Below are 22770 nucleotides of genomic sequence, written 5' to 3' on the forward strand. Positions count from 1 at the left end.
CCGCGCTAGCTTCTGCTCGCGGCCGATCGGCCGCTGGGGATATGATCTTTGGGCGAAGGCGGAGGGGGACGTGGCATCCTATTCGATTGACGAGGCAATCCGGGAACTTGCCCCGGCTCTCGGCAAGGCGCCGGCCGGCGCGGTCAGCGGCGATTGGACCGCCACCACGATGCAGGCGGGGCACTCCTCCCGGACGGGCGGCTACCTCGATGCCGAGGGAAAGCATGTCCCGGAGGATTCCAGGCATCCGCTCGACATCATCGCGGATGTCGTCGAAAAGCTCGAAGCCTCAGAGGTGCCGCGTTTCAACAAGGTGGTGATCCGCTGGAAGAAGCCGAAATTTCCGTTCATGCAGGCGAAGATCACGCTCGAAACCAGCTATGACCAGACGATCGTGCCGCGCGGCCCCGACGACCCGATCTACGAGACCGCTGCAGCTGTCCGGCGCGTCTTCTGGCAGAGCCGTGGCACGCTGCAGGAGGACTTTGCCGTCGAGCGCGCAACGACCAATATCTATGCCCAGACAAAATGGTTCGGCCCGCATCGCCGCATCCTCACCATCCATGCGCCGGGAAGGCTGACGCTGGTCACCGACGGGCTGTCGACCCCTTGGGCCGGCATATCCGAGCCGGAGAACGGCGTCGAATGCGAGCTTTTCATGGAATTCGATGCCGAGACACTGGATGCGGCCGGGATCGAAAACTGGGCGAACCTGCTGATCAACATCGGAGACCTCGTGGCAGACGGTTATCGTGTCGCCCGCGATGTCGAGAAGCACGGCGCCATCCTGTTCTGCCGGCTGACCGAGGATTACCGCCCGATGACCCGCATCATGCTGAGCCGCGACGCCGGGCGCATCGACGGCCTGCCTTTCGGCTCCGTGCCGCTGATCCGGGCAACGCCGATCGCCGAAACCGAAATCGACGGGCAGGACCTTTCCGACGACTGGGGCGCTGCGGCCGCCCGCAACGCGCTCGCCAAACGCGGCATGAGGATTGATTGATGTCGCCGATGCCGGCGCCAATGCCGGGCAATTATCGCCCGGCCGGCGCGGTCCTCACGCTATTCCTGGATGTCGGGTTCGACGACCCTGGCGAGGTTTTGCAGTGACTCCTGCCAGCCGAGATAGCAAGCCTCGGGCGGAATGACGTCAGGCACGCCTGCCTGTACGATATCCACCTCGGTGCCGACCGAAACCTTCTTCAGCGTCACGGTGACTTCCATTTCGCCCGGCAGGTTGGGGTCGTCGAACCTGTCGGTGTAGCGCAGGCGTTCGCCGGGGACGAGCTCGAGATACTCGCCGCCGAAGGCGTGGCTATTGCCCGTCGTGAAGTTGCGGAAAGACATTCTGAACGTGCCGCCGACGACCGGCTCCGAATGATGCACGGTGCAGAGAAAGCCGTTCGGCGGAAGCCACTTGGCAAGCGCGTCGGCCTCCAGGAATGCGCGGTAGACTTTCTCCGGGCTGGTCGCCAGAACGCGGTGCAAGCGTATGGTACTCGGCATGGTCGTGATCCTTTCTGGATTTATGGAATGGACGAACCTAGGACGGGCGTGGCTTGGCTGATCCGACACCGGATCGAATTTTTCTTCAAGAAAAATTGCTCGGGCTATGGCGGCTCAGCCGGGCATGCCATCGAACTGCGGAACATCGAGCGGTCTTGCCCAGGCCAGCCGCCGCCTGGTGAACATCTCGACCCCCGGTTTGATCAGTTCGGGCCGGTCCAGGCTGCCGAGCGTCACGAAGACGAGGCCGGGGAAGCTCTCCAGGTTGCTGCTGAACAATCGGGCGCCGCAATCGGGGCAAAAGTTGCGGTCGAGCCCCTTGCCTGAATCGGCGATATAATGAAACGCCTTCGGGCTGCCGCCGATCACGGTGAAATCTTCCTGCGGCACGGCGAAGAACGTCGCGGCCTCGCCGCCCGTCGCCCTCTTACAGTCCAGGCAATGGCAGTTGGCGACGAAGTTCGGGTCCGTGTCGAAGGCAAATCTCACTGCGCCGCAAGCGCATTGTCCCGTATATTTCCCCGTCATGTCAGGCGCCTCTCATCCCATGTTCGAACTTTTGCGTTGGCTCTCCACGGCCTTAGATCGCCGAGCGTCCCTGCGGACGCACAAGGACGCTCTAACTCTTTGAATCGACACGTGGGCACGAGCCGAGTGAGGAAATCTCGCCTCCCCGTGGGTGGCCATCGTGCCCAAGGCCGAAGCCCTTAAGCCGCGGCCTGCTTTCTCAAGGTGTCGAGCAGCGTCCGGGCGCCCTGTTTTGACGAAGCCGGGTTTTGGCCGGTGATCAGCAGGCCATCCTGGACGACATGCACGCCCCAATCCCCCGTCTTCGAAAACTTTGCGCCCTGCTCCTTCAGCACGTCCTCGAGCAGATAGGGAACGACCTCGACGAGGTGCATGGCTTCTTCTTCGGAATCGGTGAATCCCGTGACGGCACGACCCTTGGCGATGGGCTTTCCATCCGCTGCCTTCACATTCGTCAGGATTCCCGGTGCGTGGCAAACGAGCGCCACGGGTTTTCCCGCCGCAAGCATATCCTCGATGAGCGACAGCGCATTGCGGTCGTTCGTCAGATCCCAAAGCGGGCCGTGCCCGCCGGGGAAGAACACGCTGTCATAGTCCGCCTGCTTGATGTCGGACAGCCTCAGGGTGTTGGCGAGCGCAGCAGTTGCCGCCTGGTCTCGCTCGAACCGTCGCGTGTCTTCCGTCTGGAATGCCGATTCGTTGCTCTTCGGATCGAGTGGAGGCTGGCCGCCCTTCGGCGAAGCGAGCGTGATGTCGGCCCCGGCGCCACGGAAAACAAAGTAAGGGGCGGCGAGTTCCTCGAGCCAGAAACCCGTCTTCCTGCCGGTGTTTCCCAGTTGATCATGCGATGTGAGAACCATGAGAATTTTCATTGCTCAGCTCCTTCAAAGCCGGCCGGCGGACAACGCCGTCGGCATCCGGTTTTACGGTGAATACTGCCTGCAGATCTCATGCTGAAACGGGTGAGCACATAGAGCGGCTCCGCTGGGAAACAAGCTTTCTCGCGTGATGTTTGATAGAATTGCTTAAGTGAAAGCCTAACAAAACGAAACGATATCTCGGGCGACCTCGCTCATGTCATCATTGAACTGGTGATCCCTGCCGTCTAGCGTGCGGACCACGGCGTGCGGAATCGCTTTCGCGTACAGATGGACGTGAGCCGTGGGCACCTCGTCGTCATCAGTCCCATGATAGAGACGGACGGGAAGGCCGGGCGGAAGGGACCCCGAGAAATCCTCGGCATCGCCGATGTCATCGCTCGGCCATCCGCCTTCGCCGATGAAGGGTGCGGCGATGAGAAATAGCCCGCCCAACCTCGGTGTCGGCGGCTGCTCGGCAAGCGCATGGATCAAGATGGTGCCGCCGAACGAATGGCCGACGAGCATTGCTCCGTCTTCCAATGAGGCAAATTCCTTCATCAGCGCAGCCTTCCAGGCAGAGAAGCTGGGATTGTCTTCGCCGGGCATTCGGGGATAGCGGACAACATAGTTTCCGCCGAGCTCGCGCTTAAGGCTCGCCACGAGCTTGTCATCCCAGTGGTCATGGACACCTTCGCCGGCGCCTTGGACGAAGAGAACCTGTTTGATCATCCCATCAGCTTATTCTCCGCAGCAGACGCAGACAAGATTGGGCAGTTGCCGTGACCCCGGCATTGGCTCCCCCGCCCCCTCGCAAAGGCGCACCGCGCTTGCAAAGGACGGTCTGAGAACCCCAGGCTGACCGGCTCGCGTTGGAATTTCCCGTATCAGTCGAATGCCGACGGCCACAAAGCCGCCGCTCAATCGTCAGCAAATCGCCCCGTTACCGCCGCACCGTGCCCTCTTAAAGGTTCCATCGTCGCGACCTCGCCCAGCCTTTGAGTGGCTGAGCGATCGACCGAGGCGGTCTTGCTGCCAATCAAATCATGCACTTGAAGAGGAATGAATATGATCACTCGTTACACATCTGTCGCAGCATTGAGCGCGACAGTCTTCAGTCTGCTTGCTTTCAGCCCGGCATCCGCTGTCGACATGGCCCAGGCGCAACAGCAGCCGGCACAGGCGCAGCCGCCGGCGCAAGGCCAGACACCGATGCAGGGACAGCCCGGCGGCAACGGTGCGGCCGCCCCTGTCAGCGATCAGAAAATCGAAGCCTTCGCCGTTGCCTATCTGCAGGTCGACAAGGTGAGACAGGAATATTCGGCCAAGATCGGCGCGACCAAGGACGAGGCTGCGAAACAACAGCTGCAGGAGGAGGCCAAGAAGCAGATGATCGATACCGTCCAAGCTTCTCCCGACATCTCCGTCGAGGAATACTCGTCGATCCTGACGGCCGCCCAGAGCGACCCGGCTCTGGCCAAGAAGGTTCTGGAAAAGATCGGCACACCGCCGCCGGGCCAGCAACAACAACAGCCGCAGCAATAGGCTGCGCGCAGCGCTTAAGTCGCCACGAATAGGGTGCGGATGCCTTGCCGTTCGCGCCGGAAGCAGCGCCCGCCATTTGTCGGGCTCTGCTTCCGCCTTGGAAGTCGACGAAGAGATCGGCTAGAATAGGATGTCGTCCGAAAACCGCTCACACTTTTCGGCATCATGCTCTGGTTCAGTATTGCGATCCGCTCTTATTGTTCAGGTCGTGCCGTTCGGTGCCCGTCAGCGGCGGGTTGAAGATGCTGACGAGAACGAGATCCTGATCCTTGCCGCCGCGCAGATAATGCCGGTCGTGCTTGTCGAGTACGTAGATATCGCCGGCGCGGATTGGAAAGACGTTGCCGTCCATATCCTCCACTTCGCCCTCGCCTCTGATGCAATAGCAGGCCTCCAGGTGATTGCGGTATTGAAGCAGGGCCTCGCTATTGGCGCGAACGACGGTATGGCACACCGTAAAGCCCATGCCGTCGTCTTTGGTCAGCAGCCGATGGCTCGTGCCGTTTCCCCAGTCGACGAAACGCTCGGTGAGCTCCACCTCTTTCAGATTTCTGACGAACATCGTCGATTCCCCTGATAATTTATTGAAGATGCAGCGATGATTCATTTTCATCGCCCCCAACAACTAGCTATTGAAATAACTGGCATTTTCAAATGATGATTTCTGCGTCATCTGTGAGGAAATTTTACAAATGCAGTTGCCGCCGTTAAACGCTTTGCGCGCTTTCGAAGCCACGGCCCGCCTGATGAGCCTTTCGAAGGCGGGCGACGAGCTGCACGTCACTCACGCGGCGATCAGCCATCAGATCAAGCATCTGGAAACCTGGCTCGGCCGCAAGCTAATGCAGAAATCGGGCCGCGGCATTACGCTGACCGCAGCCGGCGGCGAATATTACCGCGCCGTCTCCGGACCGCTGGCGGCGATCGCGCATGCGACCGGCAGTATGCGGCGCGATCACGACATGCGCACCATCACCGTCGGCTGCATTCCCTCGATCGCATCGCGCTGGCTCGTCCCTGCCCTGCCCGCCTTCCAGGAAAGCGACCCCGATCTCGACGTCAGGATCGTCTATGCCCGCGCCGAAGAACGCTTCGACGACGAGAGCCTCGACGTGCTGATCACCATGGGCGAGGATCTGAGCGGCGGCAGGGAAAGCCGCCTGCTCTTCTCCCGCCGCAACCAGCCTGTCGCCAGCCCCCATTACCTCGCCAAACGCAACTGGGCGATCGACGACGTCTCGCTCGCCGGCGCCGACCTGCTGCACGACGAATCCGTCGACGGCTGGAAGGAATGGTTCCGCAAGGCCGGCCAGAAAGCGCCGGAGCTGCTCCGCGGCCCGATATTCCAGGATTTCAACATGCTGGCGACGGCCGTAATCGCCGGCCACGGCGTGGCGCTCTGCCCCGTCGAAGTGTTCCGCCGCGAGATCGAACGCGGCGACCTGCTGGTGCTTTCCGATATCGCGACGGCAGAAAACCAGGGCTATTACGTCATATCGAACAGCTGGGCGAAAAAACCGGTCCGCCGCTTCACCGGCTGGTTCATGATGGAGTGCGGATCGTGTGTGTGAGATCTCGTGTCCGCAGCCCATCGAAGGGTCGCCGCCGAGATGATGGATGCAGATAGGCAGCGATGATAGAGAGGCATTATGAGCCATCCGTGAGCGAATTGCGCAGCGGTTTGGGGGTTGTTAATCAGAAATGCCTAATGTAAATTTCAGCGTGCGCAAGTTGTGTGGGAGTCGAACTGCTACGATATCTGGTTAGGACATTTGGCCTAGGGAGAGCCTCAAACATGCGGAAAATTCGTGCGGCCCCCACGGCCCTCGGACAAACGGAGGCAAAAGCTTTGAGCTCGATCGATCGGCTTTTGTTCTTTGACCGCGACTTCAATCCCGTCGAGAATTTGCTGGGCAACGAGCTGCCTGCTTCTGTCAAACCAGCAGCGTCGTTTTGGGAGCATTTTCCAGATTTGGACAAATCGGCGATTACGCTCGCCCTCCGTTCATTGGGCGACAGTGCCCAGCCTTTGCGAATATCGGGGGATCTTGGCACACCAGGGTCGCACGGGCTGACGATCTATCGGATCGGAGATCTGTTTGCCGTGGTTCGGTCCGAGGAATCTATTGACGATGAGCGCGCAACCCTTTTGCATCTGGCCACCCACGATCCGCTCACTGGACTGCCGAACCGACGCCAGTTCAGTGAGGACCTCGCTGTGTCCTTACTGGAGACGGAAGGCTCGAATGAAGCTCTATCTCTCATGCAACTCGACCTTGATGATTTCAAGCCTGTGAACGACACGCTTGGGCATCCGGCTGGCGATAAGCTTCTTCAGCTCGCTGCAAGCCGCATTCAAGCGTGCCTCTCCAGCGATGACAGAGCCTATCGACTGGCCGGCGATGAATTCACGGTCATTTCCATGGGCCCGGGGCATCCCGCCAAAGGGCATCAGCTAGCAGAAGTCTTGGTTGATGCATTCAAAAAGCCCTTCACGATAGATGGCATCGCACTGTTTGTCGGTGCCAGCATCGGCATATCTGCTTCTCCCCCGGACGGTACAAGCCCGGAGCAGCTTATGAAGGCGTCGGACGTCGCACTCTATGCCGCGAAGAAGGAAGGACGCGGCCGCGCGAAACCGTTTGATCCCTCAATGCTTGAATTGCTGGAACAACGCGAACTGCTGCGCCGCAGCCTTCGCATGGCGTTGGTCCAACAGCAATTCTCCGTCGAGTACCAACCCATCGCCGAGGGCGGCTGCATTGTCGGCTTCGAAGCATTGCTGAGGTGGTACCATCCCTTACTTGGAAAAATTCCGCCTGCGGCATTTATTCCGATGGCCGAGGCCGATGGAATGATGCCGGAAATAGGTGCGTGGGTTTTGGAGCAGGCCTGCCGCGAGGCGATGAAGTGGCCGCAGAACTACCTGGTCGCCGTCAATTTATCAGCGGCTGAATTCCTGACAAGCGGCCTCACCGATCGGGTATCCCAGACGCTCGACCTGGTCGGCTTGCCGCCAGACCGTCTGGAGCTTGAGATAACCGAAAGCGTGCTGCTTGAGCGCACCGTCAACAATATCGACACCCTGAATACTCTCAACGTGCTAGGGATAAGAATCTCGCTTGATGATTTCGGGACCGAATATTCTTCGCTCAGCTATCTGAAGACATTCCCTTTCGACACGATCAAAATAGACAAATACTTTATCACCGACCTCGAAAGCGATCTGAAAAGCCAGGCAATCGTCCGCTGCATCGTTAATCTCGCACATGACCTCGATATGCAGGTGACAGCCGAAGGAGTCGAGACGCCAGGTCAGGCGGAATGGTTGCGCAGCGTGGGCTGCGACAGGCTTCAAGGCTATCTGGTCAGCAGGCCGCTTCCGGTCAAGGCAATTGGCGAGTTCATCGCCCGGGCGGAAACATCCCTAAGCCACGCCCTGCCGCAGTGAACAACCGATTTCGCCGTGTTTTTCGTGATTGGCATGCATCGACCTGACGCCGCAGGCAAACGAATGGAGGGTCTATTGGAAGAGGAAGCACCTGGCTTCGATGACCATGCATTTGCGCCGATGGTATCGCTGGAAATGAACGTTGCGATGTTCAAATCTCGATGGCAGTTTTGCGACAGGATCACGGAATATCTCTCGGACATTCTCGGCCAGGGTCACAGCGATCCCGCTCGATATTCGAATTTTCTTTCCGTCGCAGCCAACGAGCTCATTGAACTCGCTTTCCGTTCAACGGGTGAACTGGGAAGGATACGTTTCAGTCTCTATCGGAGCGCGGCATTCAATCGGCTGAGAATTGCGTTTCCCGGCGAGGAAGCATCTGGCCGCAAACACACGAGTGCGAGATCAGGCGAATACCTGCCTGTCCCCGATACCGAGTCCGGATACTTGGTCATGAAATCCGATGGAACGGTTTTGCTCAGCGATTTGGCAACAATATTCCGCGCCGCTATCCGAATTGAGAAAGACGGCGGACAAGGGATTCAAATCATTGCGGATTTCCCCTCGGCCGAGGACTTCCGATGAACCTGCTGCTGCAACCCTTCACGGTTTATTTTGATCCGACAAATCAGGAGCTGGTGCTGTCTGGCAAGATGCGGCCCGAAAGTCCCGCCGAGATTGGCGATGCTCTCGAGCTGGTGCAGCAAAGTTTGGGAAAATACGGCGGGGTCGTTTACGTCAACGTCAAACGTCTGACGCACATCAACATGACCGCCTTCGCCGCCCTGTCCGATGTTCTCGCGGCAAGCTGCCGGACCAGGCCGGAGCGGAAGATCGTCATCATTACGTCGAGCGTGGTGGCATGGTCGACCTCGTTATTCCAAACGCTTGCGGCATCACAACCAAACTTATCGGTCGAGGTCTACGATTCGGCATTCTATCCGGGCCAGAGCTTTGTCGAGGATGAGACTTTCATTCCGATTCTCCGCACCCAGACGAAAATGACATGGAGGCACGAACGCGAATTGCTGCCTCGCCACGGCCTGCGCAGCGGTCTTGTCATCGCCGATATCTGTTGCGGAATAGGTGATTTCGCGGCCTTGGTTCAGAGGGAATTTAAACCGGCACGCCTTGTCGCACTGGATCATTCGGTGCGCAGCCTCGAATATGCCCGCAGGGTCGCCGCCGACTTCGATCTGCAGGGAATCGAGTACACCTATGGCGACGCCTCGCAAATGTTGCTGCGAGACAATCAATTTGACTTTGTGACCTGCCGACATTCGCTGCAGATCTTCAACCGTCCCGAGATGCTGCTGCGGGAACTCTACCGCATCTGCAAGCCTGGCGGCCGTGTCTACATCACGAACGAAAAAAACTCGCATTGTCTGGGCGAGCCACATGCTGAATCCATAAAATGGACTTACGAAGAAGTCGCCAAACTGTTCAAGCACTTCGACATGGATGTCGAGATGGGGCCGAAAAGCCGCCACCTCCTCGCCGATGCAGGGTTCGATAACATCAAGGTCGATTCCTTTATGGTCACGAATCTTGACGGAGATCCCCAGGACTTCGCAGACATCATCGAAGCTTGGGAAAATGTCTACGCGGGTGAGATGGCCGTTCGACGGGGCGACTCATCAGATTTCATTCGCAGGTTCCGGCAAGGATTCAAAGATCATGTCTTTGCTGCGCTTCACCCCAAGGGTTATGCAGGCTGGCCGATCTGGGCAGCTTCCGGCCGAAAGCCGCTGTGATGGACGGGAGCTCCTCGAAAAGACCGGCAAGACTAGGCTCGTTTCGGGCGAAGTTCATCTTGGTCGTCGGTGGAGCCGTTCTCTTTGACTTGCTGGTCAGCGGTGGACTGGCGCTTTGGAATGTTCAGAGGCTGTCGCGCGACGCCACCCTCGAAGTCGGACAGGGTCTGGAAGCAGCAAGCCAGGAATACATCCGCACATATGCCGATTCCACCGCAGCCCAGGTGAGTTTGCTCCTGCGGCAGGTTCACAGCGACGTCAGCACCTTGGCAGGTGTGCTCCAGGCGCAGATCGACGATCCCGAGCGTAATTCCGATGTCGGCGCGGCGATCGCGCGCACATCGCCTGGCAGCGTCAGCCTTGTTTACGACGAGAAGGGAAAATGGTCTCAGAACCTGCCCGGCTCCGCTTCGGTTGTGAGCGTCTGGGGTTACTTGCTCGGACCTGACCATCGGCCGAAACCCGACATCCAGCGCGATCTAGAGACGAGCGCGGTTCTCGACATCGTTGCGCCGAGCCTGCTGCAGCACGGCGCTTCCAAGCTGCAGATGTACTACATCGGACCGAAAGAACGGCCAATCTTCAGGACGGCGCCCTACACCGACCAGGCTCAGACCTTCGATCGCCTTTATTCGGGGCACAACGAAGCCGATTTCTGGGACTTCTTTTTCCCCGGGCTTTACGAGTCCTGGCAGAGCTGGGCCAAGGACGCGAAAACGCGGCCGGTCGCCGACGATATCACGCAGACCGCTCCATATACCGATGCCATTACCGGAAAGCTGATCGTCAGTTTCTTTCATCCATTGTGGACAGCCGACCGGCAGGATGTCGCCGGGACGGCTGGCGCGGACATCACACTCGACCAGCTCGCGCAGATTGTTGAGAATGTGAAAGTGGCCCAGTCCGGCTTTGGATTTCTCGCAATGTCCGACGGAAACGTTGTGGCGATCAACAGCACAGGAGAAAAAACCCTCGGTCTGCGTTCTGCGAGCGATGCGAGCGGAGCCAGCGCCTTGACCGGCCTGGAGCGCTCCCTGAAGGGAAGCTCCCAGCCTGCGATAGCAAAACTGGCCCTTGATCGCGAACTGGGCATCCAACATTTGTTGTTGCAGCAGGAGGGTAGCGAGGTCCCCTATATCGTTATCGTCAAGAAACTCCCCGCGACCAATCTCTGGTCCAGCGGCCCGGTTCGGCAGGAGGCGATGTCTCTTGGAGTAGTTGTGCCTGAACGAGAAATCCAGGCCTCCCTCTATGCGGCCCAAGCCAAAATTTCGGAAGCTACCAACCGGATCGTGATCTACCAAATCCTGGCGATCCTAATGTCACTGCTTGTTGTGGCTATAGCAGTAATTGCGGTTTCGAAACGAATAACGAGCGGAATCAGTGCACTTGCAGATGCCGCCAAGCGGATTCAGGCGAAGGATTATTCGGTCAGGGTGGCCATCGCCAGCAAAGATGAGGTCGGAGAGGCCGGTGAAGCATTCAATCGGATGGCCGAGGAGATCAGCTATCACACGGAAAATCTCGAACAGCTCGTCGAGGAGCGAACCGCTCAGATCGAAGATGCAAAGGAGGAGATTTCGACCCTGAACGCACAGCTCCAGCGAGAAAATCGACGTCTTGGAACAGAGCTGGCCGTCGCCGAGAGAATCCAGCTCATGGTTCTTCCGCTGCACCAGGAGCTTGAGGAATTTCAGGCGCTCGAGATCGCCGCCTATATGAGACCGGCGGAAGAAGTCGGCGGCGATTATTATGACGTATTGAAGAGCGGAAATCGGTTGAAGATTGGCATCGGCGACGTCACCGGACACGGGCTCGAAAGCGGCGTGCTGATGTTGATGGTTCAGTCCGTCGCCCGCGCCCTGCAGGAAGCAGGAAACACCGACGCCGTCAAATTTCTCACAGACCTGAACAGCGCCCTGTTTAAAAACATAGTGCGAACTAAAATCGACAAGCATCTCACTCTGGCGTTTCTTGATTACGACGGCAAAGAGATGATCCTGTCGGGACAACACGAGGAAGTTGTCATCGTGCGGGCGAACGGCGAGGTCGAGCGCATAGACACTATGGATCTGGGTATACCGATCGGGCTGGAAGCCGATATTTCTGCCTTCATTAAGACTCGCGAAATAACCTTCGAGACGGGCGACCTCATACTCCTGCATACCGATGGCGTAACAGAAGCCGAAAACGACGCTGGAGAACTCTTTGGCATCGAACGTCTATGCCGCGAAGCACTGCGCTTGAAGGACCAGAGCGCTGAGAAAGTCGTTGCCGGAATTGTAGCGACATTGATGCTCTTCATCGGACCGCAGAAGATTTACGACGACATTACGCTTCTCGCAGTGCGACATAGGTGAGACATGACGCCAACGGTATATGGTATCGAATCTCTGGCGGGCATAAGCTTGGATTCAAGTACTCGCCTCACGTTAAGCGACGGACCGCTTCGGCTTGGATGGAAGCATTCAGGAATGACTTCGGACTTTATAGCGGAAGTCATGGCTCTGCGTTATTCACGTTCAAGAAAAGATTATGTGCAGGCGCATCATGACATCGGATATCTCAGCAACGAATTGATCGAAAATGCCGTTAAGTTTCGACAGCCTGGGGAGATCCTCATTGAAGCCGGCATATTCGACGGAACTTTTTTAATCAGGGTGAAGAACACGATCGATGGCGTGACATCCTTTCGCTTTCAGCAACTGCTGCATCGCCTTCAATCGAGGGACCCCGGGGAACTTCTTCTTGAGCAAATCGAAACCAATGCCATATCGGCAGAAAGCGGTTCGGGCTTGGGGTTGCTCACCCTTCTGAGCGACTACGACGCAAAAATGGCATGGGCATTCGAAGGCAATAATGACGAGCGTATCATACTGACGACGACTGCAGCAGTGGCGATGCCGCCCTCCTCCAATCTGTGAGCGAAGAATGGAAATCAGCGACGAAAACTTCCGTGTATGGGCTGAGAAAAACGAGGTCTATTTCGATGGCGTGTTCCGGCTGGCGGGACCGGACGCCTATGCGCCCATTTACTCATTGATATCAGGCCTGCTCCATGAGGGGCACAAACAGGTGACGTTCAACCTGACGGGTCTCGAGTTCCTCAATTCCTCTGGCATAAATCTCCTGGCCAAGCTGACGATCGAAGCCAGAAAGATGGGCGACCTCCTGCTCGTCGTCAAAGGCACCAGCCAATATCCTTGGCAAGCGAAATCGCTGCCGAATCTCAAGAAATTACACCCGCTTGTCGATCTGCGCTTGGCGTAATTTCTCCTTCGGCCCAATCGGGACGCTTGCGTGAAAGCATCAGTCTTCGCTTACCGCACAGATATCGCCTCACGCCGGCGCCCGGCTGATGATGTGGATTTGTTAAGTATTTCAATTTGTTTAGGACCATAGTCCGACCGACATCGGACCTCGGACCGATGTGGAAGATGCAATCAAGGTCTAACCTCTGACATCTCAAGCGCGATGCACCGACACCGCGTTTGATGATCCGATCCGGAGGAAAATGATGCGGATAGCAACTTTGGCGTCCTTGGCCGCACTCTCGCTGGCCCTTGCAGCAAGCCCGGCAACCATTGCAGGCTTCGACATATCAGTGCTCGCAAAGGACGGCGGCAACGGCGGCGGAAATGGTGGTGGCAACGGCGGCGGCAATGGAAACAGCGGCAGCCACGGCAGCAGCAACCAGGGCAGTGGTTCAAACCATCGCAGCGGTGCAACCCATGGCAGCGCCAAATCCTCAGGCGTGAAAGGCAAATCCACTGAAGCAGGCAGCAAGTCCAAGGCTGACAAGACCAAAACCGTCACGAAAGAGAAGAACCTGTCGGCGCAACTTGCGGGCCTGAACTCTCTGAAGCGGAATTACAAGGCGTTGATGCATACGTCGGACCCACGCATGACCGCCATCGCGGCCTATGCCGTGGCTTATGCCCAATACGAACTCGACAATGGAACCGAGCCCGCACCCGATGACCCTCTGTTGGGGGACGAGGCGCTGGAGGACGCATTGGCTTCCGCAACGAAAACCGGTGAAGTCAGTCCAGCGGTTCTGAACCAGGCCAAAACCATTCTCGGGGTTGGCGACGCAAACGGGAAGATCGATCAAATTCGCACCTCGCTGGAGAACGCCGCGCCGGCGACATCAGACGAATAGCCGCGAATTCAGGTGCGAGCAGTGTGGAGCTGACAAGTATAGCTCCGCACTAAACTAAGAGAGCATTTCCGTTTTGTTTGAGTGCGGAAATGCTCTTTTTTTGCATATTTTCGAACGCAACCCGCTGCGCCGGCGAACGAGGGCCGACTAGGAGGCCTCCGTGTCGACTGGATGCGGTCCTGGTTGAACTTGTAGGCGGTGCGCCACGTGAGCTCGATCGCCTTGACGCCGATGTGAAGGTCGTTCTCGACGACGAAGCCGAGCGGCGATGCCGGCATCCGCTATATATCGATGCCTCGGCTATGATCTCTGCCTTCCATCTTGAACGAACGATTTCGGGCCGAGAGGACTGGCAGCTTCGAGACTCGAATCGTCAGAAGTGGATATTCAGGCTCCTTGGGGCATCGACGTGCTCTGACCCTGAGCGGGCCTTCGGAGCAACTGCGTCAAACGGACGACCGCCGATAGAACATGCATTGCCCGGATCTGCACGGCGGCTCGCCCACATGAGACATCGTCCAAGATCGCTCCGAAAAGAAGCGAAAAGTTCCGTCTTGCCCACTGTCTTCCTGCTATAGTGGAGAAGAGGAGACGGCTCAATGGGCGAGAATCGCAAGCTGGCCGCAATTCTGGCCGCCGACGTGGTCGGATACAGCAGGCTCGCAAGCGCGGACGAAGATCGTATTCTGGCGAGGTTGCGGGCACTGCGTAGCGACCTGATCGATCCAACTATAGCTGTGCACAACGGCCGCGTGATCAAGCGCACAGGCGATGGGGCATTGGTCGAATTCCGCAGCGTGGTGGACGCCGTCCGCTGCGCCGTCGAGGTGCAGAATGCCATGGTCGAACGCAATGCCGGCGTGCCCCAAGACCGCCGTATTGAGTTCCGAATCGGCATCCATTTGGGGGATGTGGTCGAGGAAAGCGATGGTGACCTGATGGGCGACGGCGTCAATATCGCGTCGCGCCTGGAGGGCGTCGCAGCGCCAGGCGCAATTTGCCTGTCGGAAGATGCCTATCGCCAAGTCAAGGCGAGGCTCGATCTCTCCGTCACCGATCTCGGCAGCACACAGCTCAAGAACATCGCCGAGCCGATTCGGATCTATTCGCTTCAGGTCGGCGTCGCCGCGCTGGCAAAGTCAACAGTGACCGCCTACGCCGCCGCTGGTCGCGTGCCAGCCGCATCGCCGCCGGCGCTCTCGATTGCCGTGCTGCCCTTCGCCAACATGAGCGGTGATGCCGAGCAAGAATACTTCGCCGATGGCATCTCCGAAGACATCATCACGGCTCTGTCAAAGCTGTCGCAGCTGTTCGTCATCGCCCGCAACTCGTCCTTCACCTTCAAGGGCAGGAACGTGAACGTCCAAGAGGTGGGCCTCGGCCTTGGCGTGCGCTACGTGCTGGAGGGCAGTGTCCGCAAATCGGGCAGCAGGGTGCGGATCACCGCACAGCTGATCGACGCGACATCAGGCGGCCATCTGTGGGCGGAGCGTTTCGATCGCGACCTGACCGACATCTTTGCCGTGCAGGACGACGTAACGCAGCAGATTGTCGGCGCGCTCGCTCTCAACCTGAGAGAGGGCGACCAGCAGCGGCTGGCTGCGGAGCAGACCGAGAGCCTGGAAGCGTATGACTGCTTCCTTCGGGGCCGTGAACACATGTGGAGGTTGACGAGAGAGCAAAACAGGCAGGGCCGGGAACTGTTGCAACGCGCCATCGAACTTGACCCGAAATTCGTTCCGGCCTACGCGTTCCTCGCCGTCACACATGGGCTGGCCTACATGAACCAGTGGAGCCAATCGCCGTCGAAATCGCTTGAACAGGCGATTGAGGCTGCCACGCGGGCGGTGGCGCTCGACGATCAATATCCCTACGCACATTGGGCGCTCGGCGTCGTCAAACTGCACTCGCGACAGCACGACGTGGCCATCGCCGAGGCCGAACGCGTGATCGCGCTTGCTCCCAATTCTGTCGAGGGGTACGAGAACCTCGGCAACGCACTGCACTATGCCGGAAGGTCGGCCGAGGCGCTTGCCTATTTCGAACGGGCAATGGCCCTGAACCCCTATTACCCGGACCTGTTCCTGCACTTCTACGCGCAGGCGATGTTTCAGCTAGGCAGGTACGAGGAGGCCGTCGTCATCCTGAAGCGGCGGCTCGTCCGTAATCCAGACACAGACGTCTCGCGAGTGCTGCTGGCGGCGAGCTATGGTCACCTGGGGCGCTTCGAGGAGGCGCGCGGTGAGTGGGCGGAAGTGTTCCGAATCAATCCCGACTATTCCCTGGAGCACAGGCGCAAAGTACTGCCCTACAAGAACCCTGCCGATTTCGAACGCATTGTGGACGGCCTGCGGCAGGCTGGCCTGACTAGCTGATTGTTTTGCCGCCAGCGGCAATGGGCCCTACCAGCTTCCCCGAGCGACGTGCGCTGATAAGACGAGCAAATCTACGCAGCTTGATAAGGTAGGCTTCGCAATGGATCAGTTTCGTTTGGATAGCCTGGATGTTTTTGCGGCGATCGTCAGGTGCGGCGGATTCAGGGCCGCCGCCCTGGAGCGGGGCGTTTCATCATCGGCACTCAGCCAGACAATCAACGCTTTGGAAGAGGCGCTCGGCATCCGCCTGCTCAACAGGACAACAAGAAGCGTTTCGCCGACGGAGGGGGACAGCATCTTCTGCAGCGCCTCGGTCCAGCTTTGACCGACATCCGTCTCGCAGTCGATGACCTTAACCAGTTAAAGGAAAACCCATCCGGCACCCTTCGCATCAATGCGCCAGGCCCCGCAATCGATCACCTCCTCTGTCCGGCAATGTTCACCTTTTTGGACACATACCGGACATCAAGGTCGAGCTCATCAGCGATGCAGCGGTCATCGACATCGTCGAGCAAGGCTTTGACGCGGGCGTTCGGTTCGGAAAGCAACTGGCACAAGATATGATCGCAGTACCGCTGGGACCATCGCTTCGATACGCGATCGTGGCGTCGCCGGACTATATTGCAAAGCATGGCCTGCCTCTGACCCCCAACGATCTCGCCGGCCACAACTGTATTCGACGACGATTTCCCGGCGGCACGCTGGTATCCTGGAAATTTGAAGAGGGCGGAGACGCGCTGGAAGTCTTGCCGGAGGGGCGATTGACGGTGAGTTCAGCACACAACGAACTGCAGGCCGCTGTCGCCGGATGCGGATTGGCCCATATCTTCGAGGACTACGCCACACCCTACCTGACGAACGGCCGGTTGACGGAGGTTCTGAAGGACTGGAGTCCCCTTTTGCCGAGCTGGTATCTTTATTACCCGAGCAAAAGACACTCCAGCGCCGCCATGCGAGAGCTGGTGAGCTTCTTGCGCTCCTACGATTGGAAGGTGTCGCAGATGCCGGCTTAATTGAACGATCGTGACCTACGCCTGACAAGCCGGCCTGAAAGGACAACGCCGACGTTGACAGGTCGCAATCGGCGCGTCTGCGCCGTGAAGGAGTCCTTCCGCTGGCAGTCCTCTCCATCATGCTCGGGATCGACCGGAGCATCTACAATGGCACCCGTCAGCGCCCGTGATATGGGTCCTCAGCTCAAGGCCGAGGACGACGGAGAATCCAGCAGCAGCCCTCGCCAAGCTTTCGCCTGGCGAGCGCAACTCACTCCGCGAGTTCGATGATCGCGCAGCCATAGCCTTCGAGATCGAGCCTACCGGCAACCGGCTTTTCGTCATCGAGGAGATCACGGCCAGTGGGAACGCCGCCGATGGCGGCCGGCTGGTCGGTGTAGTTCTGGATGAACAACAACTGGCGGTGGTCATTCATCCGCATGGTCACCTCGACGCCCTCGGGAAGCTCGCCGATCAGCGGCTCGACGCCGACGGGTGCAAATAGCCTCTCGGCAAGAGCTGCCGTCAGATCCGGGGTGAGATAGGTGCCGACATAGACCACCTGCCCCTTGCCGAGCTTGCGCGACGTCGCTATCGGCTGGCCCTCGGCATAGCGGTTGGACCAGGCCGCAACCACCTCGACATCGTCGTCGGTCGCAAGGTTTTCATAAAAATAGCCGGCAGCCAGTTCGCGGTTGCCAATCTTGAAGCGGCGCTCGCGCCGGTGCGATTCCGCCGGCTTGTTCGGTGGAATGACAAGCCCGCCGGAGCGTTCCATCACGTCGAACAGCCCGTTGGCGCCGGGGGCGGCGAGACGGCCGAAATCCTCGACGCGCACGCCCGTCAGCTTCGAAAGCGCGGTGCCTGGCGCGGTCTCTCGGATGACGTGGTTGTCCTCGTTGCGGGTGCCCGTGCGTGCGCCTATGACGACGGTGCCGCCTGCTTCAGCGAAGGCTTCGAGCTTGGCCGTCCATTCGTCCTTCCACATCACCCAATGGGGGACATAGAGCAGCTTCAGCTTGGAAAGATCGTCCTCGGGGTGAATGAAACCGCAGGCAATGCCGCGGTCGTAGCAATATTGGTGCAACAGGATCGCATCGTCCTGCGGGCTCGGCAGGCCGATCGGATAGGTCTTGTGCGCTTCCTGATTGTCGAAATCGGAGCCGGCGATGCCGACATCCATGCGCACATAGGTGCCGAGGATCTTGTCCTTCAGCGCCGTCATTTCGGTCGCGAAGCGCTTCGCCTCTACATAGCGGTGGCGGCCGATATCGTCATGGTCGATGATGCCCATCCAGTAGATCTCGGCGCCGAAATGGGCGGGCCGCCAGCGGAAGAACATCAACCCGTCAGCGCCATGGGCAACCGAGGAAAGCGCCATGCGACGCAGCTCCCCCGGCTCCGGCGTCAGCGTGCAGAAGCCCGGCTGGCTGCCGAAACCCGACTGCTGCTCAGGCACGATGTAGTTGCCGGAGAAGCCGCGGCAGATATCGAGGTGCAGCGCCTGAACCTTGGCGTGATTTCCGAGCCGCTGGAACTCGTCATAGAGCATCGGATAGATATCGTAGCCGACGAAATCGAGATCGGTGGTGAACTGGCCGCGAAAGTCGATATCCCTCAAGCCGCCGAGATTGTGGAAGACGAACCAGGAAGGCTTCACATCCCGCAGGATCTCCACCTGATCGTGCTGGAAGCGCGCCGTCGAGAAGGCGAGGAAGCGATGGTAATCCTGCAGATGGCCGGGGCTCGGGAAGGTCGGGCCGAACTCGATCGGCAGCACCACCTGGTCGAAGCTGTCATAGGCCGTTGCCCAGAAATCTCCGCCCCAGGCCGCGTTGAGCTTGCCGATCTCGCCGTATTTGCCGGCCAGAAAGGCCTGGAATTCGGAAAGCGTTGCCTTCGAAAAGCTTTCCGGCATGCTGGTGTTCAGCTCGTTGTCGGTCTGCCAGCCGACGACATAAGGGTTGTCGCGATAATGCTCGGCCATTGCTTTGGTGATACGCCGGCTGTGTTCGCGAAAGATCGGGCTTGCGGTATCGCAATGCTGTCGCGAGCCATGGCTCATCGGCCGGCCCTTGCCGTCGACCCTTAAAATCTCCGGATGTGCCACGGTCAGCCAGCGCGGCGGTGTCGCCGTCGGCGTGCACATGATCGTGTCGATGCCGTAGCGCCCGAGCATGGCGATGGCGCGGTCGAACAGGTCGAAATCGAAGGTGCCGAGTTTCGGCTCGAGAATATGCCAGGCGAATTCGGCCATTCTGACCACGTTGAAGCCGGCCTTCGCCATGCGCTCGGCGTCGCGCTCCCAGTAGCTTTCATCGACGTGCTCGGGATAGTGCGGGGCGCCGACGAGGAAGCGGTCGGTCTTGACGGGGTTCCATACGGAGAGGGTCTTGTCGGACACGGTGATGTTTCCTGTGATTATCTGTCGAGGATGGTCTTGCGGGCGCTGATCGTGCGTCCGCCATCGGATGAAAAGAGATAGAGTTCCCGGGCGTCGAGCTTCAGCGCCACGTTCTGGTCGGCGGCAAAAGGCGCGACGTAGCCAAGCTGCACCGTGATGTTGCCGGTGCCGCTTTCCGAGGCGATGGTCTTGAGATTGCCGGCGTCGACATAGAGGATGGTTTCGCGGCCGAGATGCTCGACGAGCCTGATCTGGCCGTGGATCGCCCCGCCCTCGCCGCCATCGGCGACCATCGATATGTTCTCCGGCCTTACACCGAGCGTCAGGCTAGCGCCCCTCTCCAGCACCGTCGCCTCCGCCAGTTCCACCGTCACCGGCAAGAGGCCCGGCGCCGAAACCGTGACATTGCGGCCGGACACGTCGTCGACGGTAACGCCGAGGAAGTTCATCCGCGGGGCACCGAGAAAGCCCGCGACGAAGAGATTGTCTGGGTTGCGGTAGAGCTCGAGCGGCGAGCCGACCTGCTCGATCACCCCCTGGTTCAAGAGGACGATCCGGCTTGCCATGGTCATGGCTTCCACCTGGTCGTGGGTGACGTAGACCATGGTGGCGCCGAGCTCGGCGTGCAGGCTGCTGAGTTCGACACGCATCTGGGTTCGAAGTGCCGCATCGAGGTTCGACAACGGCTCGTCGAAGAGGAAGACGTCGGGCGAACGGGTGATCGCCCGGCCGATCGCCACGCGCTGCCGCTGCCCGCCGGAGAGCTGCTTCGGCCGCTTCTCAAGCTGGTCGGTGATCCTCAGGATCCTGGCTGCGCGCGCCACCGCCGCCTCGATCTCGGCCTTCGGCCGCTTGGCCATGCGCAAGCCGAAGCCCATGTTCTCCGCCACCGTCATATGCGGATAGAGCGCGTAGGACTGGAAGACCATGGCGATGCCGCGGTCCCCAGGCTCCTGTTTGCTGACGTCGCGGCCGTTGATCAGGATTTGGCCGGAGGAGATCTCCTCCAGGCCGGCGATCGTCTTCAAAAGAGTGGACTTGCCGCAGCCGGAGGGGCCGACCATGACGATGAACTCGCCTTGCGCTACGGAAAGATCGATGCCGCGCAGCGCATGATAGGCGCCGTAATTCTTGTTGATCTGTCGGAGTTCGAGACTGGTCATGCGTCCTGGCTCTCTGCTGTTGAAACTTGGAACTTTAGGAGATCGCTCATCCCTTCACCGCCCCCATCGTCAGGCCGGCGATGAAGTGCCGCTGCATCAGGAAGAACATGACGACGGGCGGCACGGCGACGACGATCGTGCCGGCGGAAATCAGGTTCCAGGCCGAGACCCACTCGCCGCGAAGATTGGCAAGGCCGGCGGTCACAGGCTTGACGCTGTCGCTGACGGTCAGCACCACGGCCCAGAAGTAATCGTTCCAGATGAAGGTGAAGATCAGGATGGCGAGTGCGGCAAGCGCCGGCCGCACCAGCGGGATCGCCACATGCCATAGCGTCTGGAAGGGAGACGCCCCTTCCGCCCGGGCCGCCTGGAACAGTTCATCGGGCAATGCCGCGATAAAATTGCGCATGAACAGCGTCGCAAAGCCGGTCTGGAAGGCGACATGGAAGATGATCAGCGCTGCGGTCGTATCGATCAGATCGAGCCGGACCATCAGGTCGCGCACCGGGATCATCATGATCTGGTGCGGCAGGAAATTGCCGCCGACGAACAGCGCGAAGATCAGCATGTTGCCGGGAAAGCGGTAGCGCGATAGCACATAGCCGGCGAGCGTGGAGAGCACCAGCACTCCGATCACCGAGGGAATGGTGATCGTCAGGCTGTTGAGGAAGTAGCGGGCCATCGGCGTCTGAGTGAAAACATCAGTATAATTGTCGATGACGCCGATGCCGGTCGGCCATCCCCACAGATTGCCGCCCATCACATCCTCGGTCGAGCGGAACGAGGTGAGGATGATCGCAAACAGCGGGCAGAGCCAGAGCAGAAGGATGATGACGACAGCGAGCACGTAGAGGCGGCGCTGCCAGATGGCGGCATCGGAAATGGGACGAGGATACATCAGCCTCCCCTTTCTTCGGTATGGATGATGCGGCTGAGGTACCAGACGATGAAGGCGGCCATGATCACGAACAGCACCGAGGCGATCGCCGCGCCGTAACCGAAGCGGTAGGAGAAGATCGACTGTTCGAACATCTGGTAGGCGAGAACCGAGGACGAACCGAACGGGCCGCCGTTCGTCATCACCGACACCATGTCGAAGGACCTGAGCGCCCCGACAACGGTGACGGCAATGGCGATGAAGGTGACCTGGGTCAGCTGCGGCAGCACGATGTGCCACAACATGTTCAAGCCCCTCGCCCCATCGACGCGCCCTGCCCCGATCAGCTCTTCGCTCAAATTGTTGAGGCCGGCGAGATAGAGCACCATGCAGAAGGTGATCTGCGGCCAGAGCGCGGCAATCACGATGGCGAAAGTGACGAAATGCTCGTCGGAGAGAACCGCCGGCGCCGTCGCCCCGAACGCCCTGAAGATCAGTGCGAGCAAGCCGAACTCCGGCGTATAGACCCATGTGAAGACGACACCGACCGTCACCGAGGCGAGCACCAGCGGAATGAAGAACAGCGACTTCAGGAAGCGCATGCCGCGGATTTTCTGGTTGACCAGCAGCGCGATGGCGAGCCCGAGAGGGGGTGCCGCCATGAACATCACCAGCCAGATCAGGTTGTTCTTCAGCGACACGTAGAATTGCGGATCGTTGTAAAGCTCGACGTAATTGCCAAAGCCGATCCACACCATCGGGCCAAAGCCATCCCAGTCGTGCAGGCTGATCCAGAGGCTCCTGACGGCCGACAGCAGGATGACCGTGAAGAACAGCACGATCGCGGGCGCGATGAGCAAAGTCGGGGTCAGCCACCAACGCTGGCGGCGCCATAATGTCTGCATTTCAGGAGCCTCATTTTATTCGTATGGGCTTTGCCGCCCCTCAAGCCGCTGTCAAAGCCCGCCAACCCCTCCTTTCGTCATGCTCGGGCTTGTCCCGAGCATCTACCTCCCCGTCGATAGGGCAGCAGATCCTCGGCACAAGGCCGAGTATGACGTCGAGTGAAGGGCGGGCATCGCTAGGAGCGGAGTGACGCCCTCGGTCTGATGACAAAGGCCGCCAACCTCTCTTCCGTCATGCTCGGGCTTGTCCC

At 59.3% G+C, this 22770-nt stretch carries 20 protein-coding genes and 1 pseudogene; 12 read left to right on the forward strand and 9 right to left on the reverse strand.

Annotated features, from left to right (window positions below):
• Positions 1-70 precede the first annotated feature (70 nt).
• Positions 71-1003 (forward strand): hypothetical protein, encoded by a 933-nt coding sequence (locus G9X68_RS14735; RefSeq protein ID WP_171602973.1) that lies wholly within the window; start codon positions 71-73, stop codon positions 1001-1003.
• Between the two features lie 59 nt (positions 1004-1062).
• Here the strand turns inward: G9X68_RS14735 and G9X68_RS14740 are convergent, their stop codons facing one another.
• The 4 genes from G9X68_RS14740 to G9X68_RS14755 all read right to left on the reverse strand — a co-directional run bounded on the left by G9X68_RS14740 (position 1063) and on the right by G9X68_RS14755 (position 3623).
• Entirely contained in the window at positions 1063-1506 is a 444-nt protein-coding gene (locus tag G9X68_RS14740; RefSeq protein WP_168312623.1) for an SRPBCC family protein, read from the reverse strand.
• Between the two features lie 114 nt (positions 1507-1620).
• Positions 1621-2034: a GFA family protein gene (locus tag G9X68_RS14745; RefSeq protein ID WP_171602974.1), complete on the reverse strand. Its 414-nt coding sequence runs from the start codon at positions 2032-2034 to the stop codon at positions 1621-1623.
• A 179-nt stretch (positions 2035-2213) separates the two neighbouring features.
• Entirely contained in the window at positions 2214-2906 is a 693-nt protein-coding gene (locus G9X68_RS14750) for a type 1 glutamine amidotransferase domain-containing protein (RefSeq protein ID WP_171602975.1), read from the reverse strand.
• 165 nt (positions 2907-3071) lie between these two features.
• Positions 3072-3623, reverse strand: a complete 552-nt coding sequence (locus G9X68_RS14755) for an alpha/beta fold hydrolase (RefSeq protein ID WP_171602976.1) — start codon at positions 3621-3623, stop codon at positions 3072-3074.
• A 330-nt stretch (positions 3624-3953) separates the two neighbouring features.
• On the opposite strand from G9X68_RS14755, the gene G9X68_RS14760 reads away from it, so the two are divergent.
• A complete protein-coding gene (locus G9X68_RS14760) occupies positions 3954-4436 on the forward strand; it encodes a DUF4168 domain-containing protein (RefSeq protein ID WP_171602977.1) in 483 nt (160 codons plus the stop codon).
• Positions 4437-4611: 175 nt separating this feature from the next.
• Here G9X68_RS14760 and G9X68_RS14765 read toward each other — a convergent pair whose 3' ends face one another.
• On the reverse strand, positions 4612-4998 hold the full coding sequence (locus tag G9X68_RS14765) for an ectoine synthase (RefSeq protein ID WP_130710439.1): 387 nt from the start codon (positions 4996-4998) through the stop codon (positions 4612-4614).
• A gap of 130 nt (positions 4999-5128) precedes the next feature.
• Here G9X68_RS14765 and G9X68_RS14770 point away from each other — a divergent pair, with 130 nt between their 5' ends.
• The 10 genes and pseudogenes from G9X68_RS14770 (at position 5129) to G9X68_RS14815 (ending at position 17191) form a co-directional block, all read left to right on the forward strand.
• Positions 5129-6007, forward strand: a complete 879-nt coding sequence (locus G9X68_RS14770) for a LysR substrate-binding domain-containing protein (protein WP_171602978.1) — start codon at positions 5129-5131, stop codon at positions 6005-6007.
• A gap of 224 nt (positions 6008-6231) precedes the next feature.
• Positions 6232-7887, forward strand: coding sequence for a putative bifunctional diguanylate cyclase/phosphodiesterase (locus G9X68_RS14775; protein ID WP_171602979.1), 1656 nt, complete (start codon positions 6232-6234; stop codon positions 7885-7887).
• A 75-nt stretch (positions 7888-7962) separates the two neighbouring features.
• Complete coding sequence (locus G9X68_RS14780; protein ID WP_171602980.1) at positions 7963-8472, forward strand: hypothetical protein; 510 nt, start codon at positions 7963-7965, stop codon at positions 8470-8472.
• Positions 8469-9641, forward strand: coding sequence for a class I SAM-dependent methyltransferase (locus tag G9X68_RS14785; RefSeq protein ID WP_171602981.1), 1173 nt, complete (start codon positions 8469-8471; stop codon positions 9639-9641). The genes G9X68_RS14780 and G9X68_RS14785 overlap by 4 nt, the downstream gene beginning before the upstream one ends.
• Positions 9641-12001, forward strand: coding sequence for a SpoIIE family protein phosphatase (locus tag G9X68_RS14790; protein ID WP_171602982.1), 2361 nt, complete (start codon positions 9641-9643; stop codon positions 11999-12001). The genes G9X68_RS14785 and G9X68_RS14790 overlap by 1 nt, the downstream gene beginning before the upstream one ends.
• 3 nt (positions 12002-12004) lie before the next feature.
• Positions 12005-12565, forward strand: a complete 561-nt coding sequence (locus tag G9X68_RS14795; protein WP_171602983.1) for a slr1658 superfamily regulator — start codon at positions 12005-12007, stop codon at positions 12563-12565.
• A 7-nt stretch (positions 12566-12572) separates the two neighbouring features.
• Positions 12573-12911 carry a slr1659 superfamily regulator gene (locus tag G9X68_RS14800; RefSeq protein WP_017961073.1) on the forward strand — a complete coding sequence of 113 codons (339 nt, stop codon included), beginning with the start codon at positions 12573-12575 and terminating at the stop codon, positions 12909-12911.
• A 247-nt stretch (positions 12912-13158) separates the two neighbouring features.
• Entirely contained in the window at positions 13159-13803 is a 645-nt protein-coding gene (locus G9X68_RS14805) for a hypothetical protein (protein WP_171602984.1), read from the forward strand.
• Between the two features lie 599 nt (positions 13804-14402).
• Positions 14403-16178, forward strand: a complete 1776-nt coding sequence (locus G9X68_RS14810; protein ID WP_171602985.1) for an adenylate/guanylate cyclase domain-containing protein — start codon at positions 14403-14405, stop codon at positions 16176-16178.
• Between the two features lie 100 nt (positions 16179-16278).
• A pseudogene (locus G9X68_RS14815) lies at positions 16279-17191 on the forward strand (LysR family transcriptional regulator).
• A gap of 250 nt (positions 17192-17441) precedes the next feature.
• On the opposite strand, the gene G9X68_RS14820 reads toward G9X68_RS14815, so the two are convergent.
• From G9X68_RS14820 to G9X68_RS14835, 4 genes are read right to left on the reverse strand one after another with little or no spacing between them, the layout of a single operon-like run.
• The gene (locus tag G9X68_RS14820; RefSeq protein WP_171602986.1) at positions 17442-19574 is read right to left on the reverse strand and encodes a beta-galactosidase; all 2133 of its coding nucleotides are present in this window, start codon (positions 19572-19574) and stop codon (positions 17442-17444) included.
• Between the two features lie 17 nt (positions 19575-19591).
• Positions 19592-20737 (reverse strand): ABC transporter ATP-binding protein, encoded by a 1146-nt coding sequence (locus G9X68_RS14825; RefSeq protein ID WP_171602987.1) that lies wholly within the window; start codon positions 20735-20737, stop codon positions 19592-19594.
• Between the two features lie 46 nt (positions 20738-20783).
• The gene (locus G9X68_RS14830) at positions 20784-21635 is read right to left on the reverse strand and encodes a carbohydrate ABC transporter permease (RefSeq protein ID WP_171602988.1); all 852 of its coding nucleotides are present in this window, start codon (positions 21633-21635) and stop codon (positions 20784-20786) included.
• On the reverse strand, positions 21635-22519 hold the full coding sequence (locus tag G9X68_RS14835; RefSeq protein WP_171602989.1) for a carbohydrate ABC transporter permease: 885 nt from the start codon (positions 22517-22519) through the stop codon (positions 21635-21637). The genes G9X68_RS14830 and G9X68_RS14835 overlap by 1 nt, the downstream gene beginning before the upstream one ends.
• Between the last annotated feature and the right edge of the window lie 251 nt (positions 22520-22770).

This window comes from Rhizobium changzhiense (genome assembly GCF_013087625.1).
Classification (GTDB): domain Bacteria; phylum Pseudomonadota; class Alphaproteobacteria; order Rhizobiales; family Rhizobiaceae; genus Rhizobium; species Rhizobium sophorae.